We start from the raw sequence: 14,130 nt of genomic DNA, 5'->3' as shown, positions 1-14,130 counted from the left end.
TTATGATGCCCTTTATCAGAATGAGATAAAGGGTATTATAAGCTATTTCAGGGTATTTCCTAATTTAAGCGTTAAGGCAATATTCATTGATGTCTGAAAAAGATTCGCTCTTGCTGCCGTAGGCTCTAGAACCTCGGATAAGGTAGCAACTTTACTTAAAATGCTAAACATCGCATTAATCCCATAAGGATAAATAGTTTCTGCTTTATCACCTAAACTCCCAACAATTGCTATAACTGGTTTTTGATATTTTTGAGCAATACGGGCAACACCTACAGGGACCTTACCATTGATACTTTGATAATCTAATCGTCCTTCACCCGTAATAACTAAATCGGCATCCGAAATCAGTGTATCTAAATTTAAAGTTTCAGTAATAATTTCAATTCCAGGTCTTAATTTAGCATTCATAAACGCTAATAAAGCGGCTCCCATTCCCCCTGCAGCACCTGTTCCTGGAGTAGATTCAATATCGATATTAAAACTATTTTTTATTATTTGGGCAAAATGTTTAAGATTTTTATCAAGCAAATGAACATCGGCGAGTGACGCTCCTTTTTGTGGTCCAAATATGAATGAAGCACCATTTTCACCCGTTAACGGATTAGTAACATCACAAGCGACTTCAAAATCACAATCTTTAATTCGTCGATCAATTTCACTAATGTCAATTTTATCAAGTTCACTTAATGAAATACCGCCATAACCGATTTGATTACCATATTTATCTAAAAGTTTAACACCTAATGCTTGCAACATTCCAGCTCCGCCGTCATTTGTTGCACTACCACCGATACCAATGATAAATTTTTTACAACCTTTATCAAGAGCATCTTTGATTAATTCTCCAGTACCATATGAGGTAGTAATTTTAGCATCTCGTTTACTTACAGGTACACGCTCAAGGCCACTTGCTGAAGCCATTTCTATCACAGCTGTTTGTCCATCTCCTGAAATACCATAAAAAGCAAAACCTTTTTCGCCTAATGGATCAGTAATAGATACCGTGATTTTATTACCATTTAATGCATCAACCATTGCATCAACAGTCCCCTCTCCTCCATCAGCAACTGGAATTAAAAAATATTCAGCCTGTGGGTAAACGTTTAAAAATCCGTTTTTAATTATATTAGCAACTTCAATAGCACTTAGGCTTTCTTTAAAAGAATCAGGAGCGATGACAATTTTCATATCTATCCTTATGGAATTAGTCAAAGTTATTGAGTATGTCACCATACTCAATTTTAACCTTATTATTTAATTTCTATTTTCGCTAAGCTCTCATAGTAACGTGCCAACGCACTATGATCGCATTCTCCCATACCATCAGTTTTAAGGGCTTGCATCATTTCCATTACAGCTGCAGTTAATGGTAATGACGTACCAACACCGTGAGAAGTATCTAAAGCATTTTGTAAATCTTTAATATGTAAATCAATTCTAAAACCGGGTTTAAAGTTACGATTTAAAACCATTGGCGCTTTAGCATCTAATACCGTACTTCCAGCTAATCCTCCACGAATGGCTTGATAAACTAATTCAGGGTTTACACCAGCTTTAGTTGCTAATACTAATGCCTCAGACATAGCTGCAATATTCAAAGCAACAATTACTTGATTTGCTAATTTAGTGACATTTCCAGCACCAATTTCACCTGTGTAAACAACTGAACCTGCCATAGCTTTCATTATGTCATAATGTTTATCAAAAATAGTTTTATCGCCCCCCACCATAACAGATAATGTGCCATCAATTGCTTTTGGTTCTCCACCACTAACTGGTGCGTCTAACATTGCCAAACCTTTTTTAACAACTTCATCATGAATTTCACGACTTGCTAAAGGTGCAATTGAACTCATATCTATGATAGTAGTACCCGGTTTAGCACCATCAATTATACCATTTTCGCCTAAAACAACTTCTTTTACATGTGGTGAATTAGGTAACATAGTAATTATAACGTCACAGAGTTGAGCAACTTCTTTAGCATTTACAGCACTTTGTGCTCCAGCAGCTACAACTTCATCAACCGATGATTGATTTTTATCACACACTACTAATGAATAACCCGCTTTTAACAGGTTTTTGCTCATCGGTTTACCCATAATACCTAAACCAATAAAACCAATTTTCATTTTACTCTCCTTTTTTACAATTAAACTAGTACTAGTTACTTTAAAAACTTATCTGCTAATGTTTGAGTTGAGTTTCTTAACAAACTAAGATCACTACCAACTGCTACGAATGTTGCTCCCATTGCAATATAATGATGAGCATCAGCTTCAATCGGAGCTAAAATGCCACATGCTTTACCTTGTGTTTTAGCTACCTCAAAAACATGTTTTATTGTGGCTTGTACGTCAGGATGCTTAGGATTTCCAAAATGTCCTAATGAAGCAGATAAATCACTTGGTCCAACAAAAATACCATCAACACCCTCAACTGCAGTGATTGCTTCAACATTATCAACTGCCTGTTGAGTCTCAATTTGTACCATTACACAAATATTTTGATTAATTTTAGTGAAATAATCTGGAATTGTTCCAAAAGCATTACTACGATGAGCGACTGAAACGCCTCTTAGACCTTCCGGTGGATAACGAGTATAAGATACAGCTTGTTTAGCTTGCTCTACCGTTTCTATATAAGGGATTAAAAAATTATAAAATCCGATATCAAGTAATCGTTTAATTAATACTTGATCATTCGAAGCTGGACGAACGACCGGTGCACTAATGCTATCTTTTAATGCCATTAATTGTGGCACAAATGTCATAACATCATTAATGGCATGTTCACCATCGAGTAACAGCCAATCAAAACCAGCTAAACCAAGTATTTCAGTTGAAATTGGATTTCCTAAAGCAGCCCAACAACCAATAAGTTTTTTACGTTCTAACATATCTTGCTTAAATTGATTGTGGCAGGTTATTTTTTTCATAATTTACCTTTTTGATTATCACGTTATTTTTTGATAATAATAGTTTGATTATCTAACCAAACATGGTTTTTTATTATCAAACTGCCAGCCTGGAATTAAATATTGCATAGCCATTGCATCATTACGGTTACCAAGACCCATCGATTTAAATAGCTCATGCGCTTTCATCACCTGATCCATATCAATTTCAATCCCTAAACCAGGTTTTTCTGGAACTTTAATTTTACCATTGGTGATTTGTAATGGTTCTTTAGTCAAACGTTGGTTACCTTCTTGCCAAATCCAATGGGTATCAAGTGCTGTTGGATTACCGGGTGCAGCTGCGCCAACGTGTGTGAACATCGCCAACGAGATATCAAAATGGTTATTAGAGTGTGACCCCCAAGTTAAACCAAATTCATGACACATTTGTGCAACACGGACAGAACCATTCATAGTCCAAAAGTGAGGATCTGCTAATGGAATATCAACGGATTGTAATAATAATGTGTGTCCCATTTGACGCCAATCAGTTGCAATCATATTAGTCGCTGTCGGTAAACCAGTGGCACGACGAAATTCAGCCATGACTTCTCGCCCTGAATAACCTTGTTCAGCACCACAAGGATCTTCTGCATAAGCCAACGTATCTTTTAAATACTTACCAATACGAATTGCTTCATCTAATCGCCATCCACCATTAGGATCAAGTGTTACTCGAGCTTCTGGGAATCTCTTTTTTATTGCAATTACAGCTTCTGCTTCATCTTCTGCAGATAAAACGCCACCTTTCAATTTGAAATCACGAAAACCATATTTTTCATAGGTTGCTTGAGCTAACTGCGCAATTTTTTCAGGCGTTAATGCTTCTTCATGTCGTAGGCGATACCAATCACATTTTTCATCATCTTGACTTTGATAAGGTAAATCCGTCTTCTTACGATCGCCTATGTAAAATAAGTATCCCAACATTTCGACTTCATCACGTTGTTGCCCATCACCCAGTAATGATGCAACCGTAACACCTAAATGTTTACCTAATAAATCTAACATTGCTGCTTCAATGGCAGTAACAACATGAATTGTTGAACGCTGATCAAATGTCTGATTGCCTCGCCCACCAACATCACGATCAGCAAATTGAAAGCGCACACGATTCATAACATTTTTATAGTGCCCAATAGATTGACCAACGACTAATGATTTAGCATCTTCTAATGTTTTAGTAACGGTTCCCACACATGGAACTTCGCCGACACCGATGTTACCTGAGTTATCTTTTAGGATAACGATGTTTCGAGTAAAATACGGCGCATGAGCTCCACTTAAATTAAGTAACATACTGTCATATCCAGCAACAGGATAAACATGCATTTCCGTAATAATTGGTGTTGATAAACTCATAAAATTAACCTCTTAAATTTTTATTTCTCTAATTCTGTGTTAACGAACCATACAAGGTCGTTTGCGATCAAACTGCCATCCAGGAATTAAATACTGCATAGCAATAGCATCATTACGCGCACCATTCGCTAATTTTTTATGTAATTCGTGGGCTTTCGTGATTTGTTGCATATCTAATTCAATGCCTAGTCCAGGTTTATCATGCAATTTAATTTTGCCATTGGTGATTTGTAATGGATTTTTAGTCAATCGTGACTGACCTTCTTGCCATATCCAATGGGTATCAAGTGCTGTTGGATTACCGGGGGCTGATGCACCAACATGACTAAACATCGCTAAAGAGATATCAAAATGATTATTGGAATGACACCCCCAAGTTAATCCCCATTCATGACATAGCTGAGCAACACGACTTGCACCTGTTAAAGTCCAAAAGTGCGGATCAGCTAAGGGTATATCAACAGCTTGTAACATAATTGAGTGACACATTTCTCGCCAGTTTGTTGCAACCATATTCGTTGCTGTTGATAGACCTGTAGCACGACGAAACTCTGCCATTACTTCTCGTCCTGAATAACCATTTTCAGCACCACAAGGATCTTCAGCATAAGTCAATACATGGTTGAGTCCTTTACATAATTGTATTGCGTCTTCCAATAACCAACCGCCATTAGGATCTATGGTGATTCGTGCATCTGAAAAATGTTTTTTTAGTTCAATAACAGTTTCAATTTCTGTTTCACCCGCTAATACACCACCTTTCATTTTGAAATCTTTAAAACCATAACGATCTTTTGCTACTTCGGCTAATTCTAATACCGATTGTACTGTCATCGCTTGACGACGACGAACGTTGTACCATTCATGGCCTGTTTTGATGGGCTGGTCATAAGGCAGATCAGTTTTCTTATCATCGCCAATATAAAATAAATAGCCCAAAACAGTTACTTCATCTCTCTGTTTTCCACCACCGAGTAATTCAGCCACAGGTACATTCAAAAATTGCCCCATTAAATCCAATAGTGCAGACTCTAAAGCCGCAACGGCATTAACTCGTAGTTCAAATGTCCATGCACCTTTACCAAAAGTATCATAATCAGAATCTAAGTAGCCTTGATGCATATCATTTACAATACGATTCAGAATCGAAATAGGTCTACCTTCAACATGAGCACACGCATCTTTTAATGCATTTTCAATCGTTGAACCGCCTGGCGCTTCACCAACACCGACATGACCCGCACTATCAGTCAATATCACAATATTGCGAGTAAAGTATGGACCATGTGCCCCACCAATGTTCATTAGCATGCTATCGTAACCGGCAACAGGAATAACTTGCATTGAAGTAATAAGAGGAACAGATTGGGTATTCATATTACGATTCTCCATTTCATAAATTCATTTAGTTATATTTAATCTTCTTTTTTCAATTCCATTCGTTTAATTGGACCAACAAGAAATAAATAACTAAAAGCAGCAACAAATGCATGACCAGCAACAAAAACTAGTGCCCATTCAAAGCGACCTGTCCATGCCACAATATAACCAATAATAATTGGAGAAATGATACTTGATGCATTACCAAACATATTAAATAACCCACCCGCTAGACCGCTCATTTCTTTTGGTGCAGTATCCGCCATTACAGCCCAACCGAGTGCACCGACACCTTTGCCAAAAAAGGCCATTGACATAAATAAAATAACGAGTCCAATTGAATCAACGTAATTACACATGATCATTGTCATTGAAAATAACATACCTAAAATGATCGGCGTTTTACGTGCTTTTGATAAAGAGTTTGTTTTGCGCATAATAAAATCTGAAATAACACCACCACTAATTCCACCAATAAAACCACAAATAGCAGGTACCGCAGCAGCAAATCCAACTTCTTTAATATTCATTCCACGTTGTGTTGCCAAATAAATAGGGAACCAAGTGATAAAGAAAAATGTTAAACAGTTAATACAATATTGACCTAAATAAACACCAAGCAACATTCTATTCGTCAATAATTGCCATAAATAACTTAATTTTGGACCTTCTTGCTTACCATTTTCTTTTTTCTGATCCATATCCACTAAAGCACCACCTTCAACGATATAATCAACTTCGGCTTGATTGGCTAATGGATGATCTTTAGGGTTGCGAATAACAAATAAAGTAACAATACTGACAAAAACACCCAATCCACCCATAAAGAAAAATACTGATTGCCAACCATATTCATGCGTCAGCCAACCCATAATTGGAGCAAAAATAACCGTTGCAAAATATTGGGCTGAATTAAAAATGGCAACCGCTGTTGCTCTTTCTTTCGCGGGAAACCAAGCTGCAGTAATACGACTATTGCCCGGGAATGATGGCGCTTCAGCAAGTCCCATTAAAAATCGGAAAGTAAAAAGCATAACTAGTGCCCAAGCACCTATAAAAAAATGTACAGTACCTTGTAACAAGGTAAAAATTGACCAAAATAAAATACTAAAGAAATAAACCCGTTTTGAGCCAAATTTATCCAATAACCAACCTCCAGGTAATTGCCCGATTACGTATGCAATACCAAAGGATGACATAACCCATCCCATTGCAGCGGCATCAAAACCTAATTCCCCCGACATTGCTTTACCAGCTATACCTAATGTTGCTCTATCTCCGTAGTTAATCGCTGTGACTATAAATAAAAAAACGACCGTCATCCATCTGGCATTGGTCCTTTTTTGTTTGGTTTTGTTTATTTCCATGTTTAGCTCCTAACTGATAACTCTCAGTTAATAATTAAATATTAAAGATTTAGCTGAAGTAGAAAATAAATAGACTTTTTACATTTCTAAGTAATCCACTAATGGTAGATAAGTATGGAGGGTTCATCATGAAATTTCATTGGGCAAAATTACAAAATATTAATGCCAATTACATTTATTCATATGCAAATACACAAATCAATGTTACGTTCTTCACAAAATTTTAATAAAACAGCCTAATTTTGTGATATAAACCTACTTTTATAGTGATTTTTATGATATTTAGCCAATTTATATGCTAATAATTGTGGATATGCACAATGCTATTTATTTTATAAGGATTTAAGATATTACAAATAGATTATTAAATAGGTTATAAAACTTAAGTTGCTGTTAATAAATATTGATAAAAAGTTAATTAGCATAATGGGAGTTAAGTAATGGAGAAGCAAATTAACAAACCACTCTTTATCAAGATTAAAGAAATTGATAATGTTGCGATTGTTGTCAATAACAATGGATTACCTAAAGGGACAATTTTTGACAATGGATTACAGTTAATTGAAGATATACCCCAAGGTCATAAGGTTGCATTAAATGATATAGACCAAGGTCAAGCCATAATACGCTATGGTGAAATCATTGGTTATGCCAAAACAGATATTAAACAAGGTTGCTGGATAAATGAAGCAGTGACACAAATGCCAACAGCTCCTGAATTACATGAATTAGAAATAGCAACTAAAAAAGTGACCCCATTACCACCTTTAGAAGGTTATACGTTTGAAGGTTATCGCAATAAAGATGGTTCCGTCGGTACTCGTAATATACTTGGTATTACCATGAGTGTTAATTGTGTTTCTGGAGTTGTTGAATATGTTGCCAAAATCATTGAACGTGATTTGTTACCCAAATATCCCAATGTAGATGCTGTAGTTCCACTGACCCATTTATATGGTTGCGGTGTTGCCATTGATGCGCCGGCGGCTATTGTGCCAATTCGTTCTATTCATAATTTAGCTAAGAATCCTAATTTTGGCGGAGAAATTATGGTTATTAGTTTGGGATGTGAAAAGTTACAGCCAGAAAGATTGCTCAAAGGTACACAGGATACTATTCCGATTAAATTAGAAAATGATGACCTTGTTACTTTGCAAGATGAACATGGTTTTAAAGCAATGGTTGATCATATTTTGCGTGTTGCTGAAAAGCATTTACAACGTTTAAATCAACGTAAACGAGAAACGGTGCCTGCATCAGAATTAATCGTTGGGATGCAGTGTGGCGGTAGTGATGCATTCTCAGGCGTTACGTCAAATCCGTCTGTCGGCTTTGCTTCTGATTTATTAGTGAGATGTGGTGCAACGGTTATGTTTTCTGAAGTAACCGAAGTCCGAGATGGAATTCATTTACTTACGCCAAGAGCTATCGATGAAGAAGTTGGTAAAGCACTAATTCGAGAAATGCAATGGTACGATGAATATCTTGCTGCCGGAAAAGTTGATCGTAGTGCCAACACTACGCCAGGAAATAAGAAAGGTGGTTTAAATAACATAGTTGAAAAGGCAATGGGATCTATTGCAAAATCAGGAACAAGTCCAATTGTTGAAGTATTGTCTCCCGGTCAAAGACCAACCAAAAAAGGATTAATTTTTGCTGCAACGCCTGCTAGTGATTTTGTGTGTGGTGCACAACAGGTCGCATCAGGTATTACATTACAAGTATTCACCACTGGCCGTGGAACCCCGTATGGATTAGCAATGGTACCTGTCATAAAAATGTCTAGCCGTAATATTGTAGCTGAACAATGGTTCGATCTCATTGATATTAGCGCAGGCGATATTGCTTTAGGTAAGGCAACCATTGAGGATATAGGTTGGCGACTTTTCCATTTGATTTTGGATGTAGCAAGTGGTCGAAAACAACCATGGTCAGATCATTGGAAATTATACAATCCACTGGCTATTTTCAATCCCGCACCAGTAACGTAAAAAAACTAAAAAATACATAAACTAAAAAATACATATTAAGATATTATTTAAGATAATTCTAAATACACCTTAATCATAAAATGATAAAGAAGTGTATTTAGAATTTATTCGTTTCTATTGAGTTGTAAACCAATATACAATAATAGACGATCATCGAATTTGGCTAAATTTAAACCAGTTAATTTAGCAATTTTATTTAATCGATATTCTAAAGTATTGCGATGAATAAATAGCTCATTGGCCGTATCGCCATTTTGTACATTATTTTTAAACCACGTTTGCAATGTTTTTTGTAATACTCCGTTGTTGTCTCCCATCCTTAATTTTTTCAAAGGTAATAATAACTCTTCGGCTTGCCAATCATAACTTAAACCATGTAATAAAACAGGAAGAATCAGTTCTTGATAATAATAATTACGTATATTCGGCATTCTTTGTTTGCCAATTAACATTGTTGTTTTAGCGGTTTGATAAGATTTAACTAACGGATAAGGGTGCTGTTCAAAATAGTTACCCAATGAAATTCGAATATCTAAGTGAGTAGATTCTTTTATGGTGATGACTAATTGCTCTAATTTCTTTTTATGTTCCGATAGATCCCATCGACCATAACGATTTAAGGCAGGAATTAAAATAACTAATTCAGTAATAGATTTAATCGCAACTAAATTATGCTTGCTCACATGCTGTACTTGATTTTGTAGATGTTGTAATTCACTCATTGCAGTATCAATACCCAATTGACCACTATCAATTTCAATCATGCACACTACGCGTGGTAACTGTAAATTAATATCTAATCGCTTAACCCATTGCACCATACTTTCAGGCAAAACCTCTTTCTCAATTAGAGTTAGAATTAATTCTTCTTTTAAACGATTATCATAAGATAATTCCTGTAATAATTGTGTTTGTTCCATCATCATTTCTGCTGACATACAGACCAATTCACCAAATTGTCTAATATCCGATGGCTCACCTGTTAAACCAATAACGCCAACTATGCGATCATTAAGCTTTAACGGTAAATTGATACCAGGTTTAACGCCTTTCAAACGTTTAACCATTGTGCCATCTATTGAAACAACTCTTTTTTGTGATATCGCGAGTATTGCGCCTTCATGTAATTCCCCAATACGTTCTAAATCACCACTGCCAATAATACAACCGTCGGCATTCATTACATTGATATTACAATCAATAATTTTCATGGTTCTGTCGACAATCTGTTGAGCAATTTTAGGGGTCAGGCAATAAGAATTCATTACCATATTAAATTTCCTATTATAATTTTGCATAAGCATTATTTTTTGTTAGCATAACACATTTTATATTGAATCATAGGTGACTTAGTCATGATAGTATTTGATTCCATCCAAGTTCGCCGCGGTGTTAATGTACTTTTAGATAAAGCTTCTGCCACAATTAACCCTAAACAAAAGGTCGGATTAGTTGGAAAAAATGGTAGCGGAAAATCTACTTTATTTTCACTTATTAAAGGTGAAATCGAAGCGGATGCAGGTACATTAACTTTTCCTAGCCAATGGCAACTGGCTTGGGTAAATCAAGAAACCCCTGCATTGGATATACCCGCTATTGAATATGTTATTGATGGTGATCGGGAATATCGCCAATTAGAAAAACAGTTAGACCTAGCCAATCAACAAGATGATGGTCATCAAATTGCGCTGGTTCATGAAAAATTTGACAATATTGATGCATGGACAATTCGACCAAGAGCTGCAACACTATTACATGGTTTGGGATTTTCTAATGAGCAATTATTACTACCAGTAAAATCCTATTCTGGTGGTTGGCGTATGCGCTTAAACTTGGCACAAGCCTTAATGTGTCGTTCTGATTTATTGTTACTCGATGAACCTACCAACCATCTTGATTTAGATGCTGTAATATGGCTTGAAAAGTGGTTAAGCAATTATCAAGGAACCTTAATTTTAATTTCTCATGACCGTGACTTTTTAGATCCGCTGGTCAACAAAATTATACATATTGAACAACAAAGTTTATTTGAATATACCGGTAATTATTCTTCGTTTGAAACCCAACGTTCAGCTAAACTCGCACAACAACAAGCACTTTATGAAAATCAACAAGCTAAAGTTGCACATTTACAAAGTTACATTGATAGGTTTAGAGCTAAAGCAACCAAAGCTAAACAAGCTCAAAGCCGTATTAAAATGTTAGAAAGAATGGAACTCATTGCTCCTGCTCATGTTGATAATCCTTTCCATTTTAGCTTTAAAAAATCGGAATTTTTACCAAGTCCACTATTAATGATGGAAAAAGTTGTTGCTGGTTATGACGAAAAAATTGTGTTGGAACAGATTAAACTAAACTTAGTACCTGGTTCACGCATAGGTCTATTAGGTCGTAATGGTGCGGGGAAATCAACCTTAATTAAATTACTGGCTGGTGAGCTTGCACCTAAAGAGGGACATATAAACCTTGCTCAAGGTGTTCAACTCGGTTACTTTGCTCAACATCAATTAGAATATTTACGTCCTGATGAATCAGCACTGTGGCATCTGTCTCGGATTGCTGATCCTAAAATTACCGAACAATTGTTACGTAATTATTTAGGTGGCTTTGATTTTCATGGCGATAAAGTTAAAGAGCCAGTAAAAACTTTCTCAGGTGGCGAAAAAGCTCGGCTTGTTTTGGCCTTAATTGTATGGCAAAAACCTAATCTGCTTTTATTAGACGAACCAACTAACCATTTAGATTTAGATATGCGCCAAGCACTCACCGAAGCGCTTATCGGATTTGAAGGAGCATTAGTGGTCGTGTCGCATGATCGTCATTTATTAAGGTCGACAACTGATGAATTCTACTTAGTGCATGATCATAAAGTTGAACCTTTTGACGGTGATCTTGATGATTATCAAAAATGGCTTTCTAACGAACAAAAATTAGAGAATCAACCAATAGATCAAGAAGATAAAATCGAAAAAGAGGTTATCAAGAAAGAAGTTATTCAAAATGTTTCGGCTTTAGATCGTAAAGAACAAAAGCGTAAAGAAGCAGAGCGACGTGCACAAATGCAGCCATTGAAAAAACAGCTTGAGAAAGAAGAGCAAATTCTTGCACGACTAACGAATCAACTGCAAACACTTGAACAACAATTAGCCGATCCAATTGTATATGAAGCCGATAAGAAATCAGAGCTAACTGAGTTACTCCTTAAACAGAGTCAATTGAAAAACGAGTTAGAAGAAACTGAATTAAGATGGCTAGATGTTCAGCAGCAACTTGAAGAGTTTGAAGTATAAGAAGATTAGCGTCAATACGATAAAATATGATGCTTATATTATTGCTCGGTTAATAAATAAAAAAATCACAGAATTAATTCTGTGATTTTTTTTAACTTGTAGAAGAATAAATAAACTTTGATAAAAAATTTAGCTTTTTTCTACTTGGCTAAAATCAAGTTCAACAGGTGTAGAACGACCAAAAATTGAAACCGATACTTTTAAGCGACTTTTTTCATAATCAACTTCTTCAACTACACCATTAAAGTCAGCAAATGGTCCTTCATTAACACGAACAAGTTCACCTGGTTCAAATAATGTTTTAGGACGAGGTTTGTCACCCACTTGTTGTAAACGATTCATTATCGCATCAACTTCGCGCTGACTGATAGGTGCTGGTCTATCGGATGTACCACCAATGAAACCCATAGTTCTTGGTACACTTTTAACCAAATGCCAAGTCGCATCATTCATCATCATTTCTACTAAAACATAACCTGGGAAGAATTTACGTTCACTTTTACGACGTTGACCACTTTTCATCTCAACGACTTCTTCAGTCGGTACAAGTACTTCACCGAATGAATCTTCCATATTATGTAATTTGATATATTCACGTAATGATTGTGCAACACGCGCTTCGTAACCAGAATAAGCTTGAATAACATACCATCGTTTTTGTTGTGTTTCACTCATATTAACGTCCTATTGATGTTAAATAAAAGACTACTGAACGGAATAAAGAATCCATTCCCCAAAGTGCTAAACCAACAACCACAGTGATGGCGGCAACTAATAAGGTTGTGTTTACCGTTTCTTTACGAGGTGGCCATACAACCTTTCTTAATTCTTTTCTTGATTCTTCTAAAAATAATATAAAGGATTTGCCTTTACTAGTTGTGAATCCAATAAATAAAGTTAATGCAGAAATCACAACAACGGCAATTATCCGAACGATCGTATTAGGTTGATATATATCATTAGGTCCAGCAAAATAAAAGTTGCCCCAAACAATAAACGCAATCAATACTAAAACTAAACCCCATTTGAATTTGTCTAGAATAGTATTTGTATCTTGACTCTCGTTACTTACTAGCATATAAAACCTACGATTATGTTATTTATAATATTATCTATTTTCCAAAATGCTCTTTTCCTAAAAACATTTTGCTAAACAGACCAGATAAGAAAGGGCATCAAACGATACCCTTTCTATGGTAGCTAATAATTTAACTATTTAATAACTTTAGCAACAACACCAGCACCAACAGTACGTCCACCTTCACGGATAGCGAAACGTAAGCCGTCTGCCATCGCGATTGGGTGAATTAATGATACAGTCATTTTGATGTTATCACCTGGCATTACCATCTCTACGCCTTCAGGTAATTCGATAGTACCTGTTACGTCAGTTGTACGGAAGTAGAACTGTGGACGGTAACCTTTGAAGAATGGAGTATGACGACCACCTTCATCTTTGCTTAAGATATACACTTCTGATTCAAAATCTGTATGTGGAGTGATTGAACCTGGTTTTGCTAATACTTGACCACGTTCGATTTCTTCACGTTTTGTACCACGTAATAATACACCAACGTTTTCACCTGCACGGCCTTCGTCTAGTAATTTACGGAACATTTCTACACCAGTACACGTTGTTTTTGCTGTTGGTTTGATACCTACGATTTCAACTTCTTCACCAACTTTGATTACTCCGCGCTCTACACGTCCTGTTACTACTGTACCACGACCTGAGATTGAGAATACGTCTTCGATTGGTAATAAGAATGGTTTATCAA

The 14,130-nt window shown here is 36.0% G+C and carries 12 protein-coding genes; 2 read left to right on the top strand and 10 right to left on the bottom strand.

The features are described 5' to 3' along the window. Positions 1–42: 42 nt before the first annotated feature. The 6 genes from H3T96_RS00060 to H3T96_RS00035 form a co-directional block, all read right to left on the bottom strand. Positions 43–1,191, bottom strand: coding sequence for a glycerate kinase (locus tag H3T96_RS00060; protein WP_086326260.1), 1,149 nt, complete (start codon positions 1,189–1,191; stop codon positions 43–45). Positions 1,192–1,253: 62 nt separating this feature from the next. Then, positions 1,254–2,156, bottom strand: a complete 903-nt coding sequence (gene garR / locus H3T96_RS00055) for a 2-hydroxy-3-oxopropionate reductase (protein ID WP_256925578.1) — start codon at positions 2,154–2,156, stop codon at positions 1,254–1,256. A 14-nt stretch (positions 2,157–2,170) separates the two neighbouring features. Next, positions 2,171–2,941: a 2-dehydro-3-deoxyglucarate aldolase gene (gene garL / locus H3T96_RS00050; protein ID WP_086326262.1), complete on the bottom strand. Its 771-nt coding sequence runs from the start codon at positions 2,939–2,941 to the stop codon at positions 2,171–2,173. Between the two features lie 48 nt (positions 2,942–2,989). Continuing rightward, on the bottom strand, positions 2,990–4,324 hold the full coding sequence (gene gudD, locus H3T96_RS00045; protein WP_144091261.1) for a glucarate dehydratase: 1,335 nt from the start codon (positions 4,322–4,324) through the stop codon (positions 2,990–2,992). 39 nt (positions 4,325–4,363) lie between these two features. Continuing rightward, a complete protein-coding gene (locus tag H3T96_RS00040; protein WP_144091260.1) occupies positions 4,364–5,701 on the bottom strand; it encodes an enolase C-terminal domain-like protein in 1,338 nt (445 codons plus the stop codon). A gap of 38 nt (positions 5,702–5,739) precedes the next feature. Continuing rightward, the gene (locus H3T96_RS00035; protein WP_144091259.1) at positions 5,740–7,071 is read right to left on the bottom strand and encodes an MFS transporter; all 1,332 of its coding nucleotides are present in this window, start codon (positions 7,069–7,071) and stop codon (positions 5,740–5,742) included. 452 nt (positions 7,072–7,523) lie between these two features. On the opposite strand from H3T96_RS00035, the gene garD reads away from it, so the two are divergent. Continuing rightward, entirely contained in the window at positions 7,524–9,062 is a 1,539-nt protein-coding gene (garD, locus tag H3T96_RS00030; RefSeq protein ID WP_144091377.1) for a galactarate dehydratase, read from the top strand. 104 nt (positions 9,063–9,166) lie between these two features. Here the strand turns inward: garD and H3T96_RS00025 are convergent, their stop codons facing one another. Further along, positions 9,167–10,327, bottom strand: a complete 1,161-nt coding sequence (locus H3T96_RS00025) for a sugar diacid recognition domain-containing protein (RefSeq protein ID WP_086308753.1) — start codon at positions 10,325–10,327, stop codon at positions 9,167–9,169. A 90-nt stretch (positions 10,328–10,417) separates the two neighbouring features. On the opposite strand from H3T96_RS00025, the gene H3T96_RS00020 reads away from it, so the two are divergent. Then, a complete protein-coding gene (locus tag H3T96_RS00020; RefSeq protein ID WP_144091258.1) occupies positions 10,418–12,352 on the top strand; it encodes an ABC transporter ATP-binding protein in 1,935 nt (644 codons plus the stop codon). A 129-nt stretch (positions 12,353–12,481) separates the two neighbouring features. On the opposite strand, the gene nusG is transcribed toward H3T96_RS00020, so the two are convergent. The 3 genes from nusG to H3T96_RS00005 form a co-directional block, all read right to left on the bottom strand. Beyond that, on the bottom strand, positions 12,482–13,027 hold the full coding sequence (gene nusG, locus H3T96_RS00015) for a transcription termination/antitermination protein NusG (protein WP_065602493.1): 546 nt from the start codon (positions 13,025–13,027) through the stop codon (positions 12,482–12,484). A gap of 1 nt (position 13,028) precedes the next feature. Further along, a complete protein-coding gene (gene secE / locus H3T96_RS00010; RefSeq protein WP_086327691.1) occupies positions 13,029–13,430 on the bottom strand; it encodes a preprotein translocase subunit SecE in 402 nt (133 codons plus the stop codon). A gap of 134 nt (positions 13,431–13,564) precedes the next feature. Further along, positions 13,565–14,130, bottom strand: a 566-nt coding sequence (locus tag H3T96_RS00005; protein ID WP_144091257.1) for an EF-Tu/IF-2/RF-3 family GTPase, incomplete at its 5' end; no start/stop codon positions are given.

This window comes from Gilliamella sp. W8136 (genome assembly GCF_016101285.1).
Classification (GTDB): domain Bacteria; phylum Pseudomonadota; class Gammaproteobacteria; order Enterobacterales; family Orbaceae; genus Gilliamella; species Gilliamella apicola_N.
This window is presented reverse-complemented; position numbering and strand designations above follow the sequence as displayed.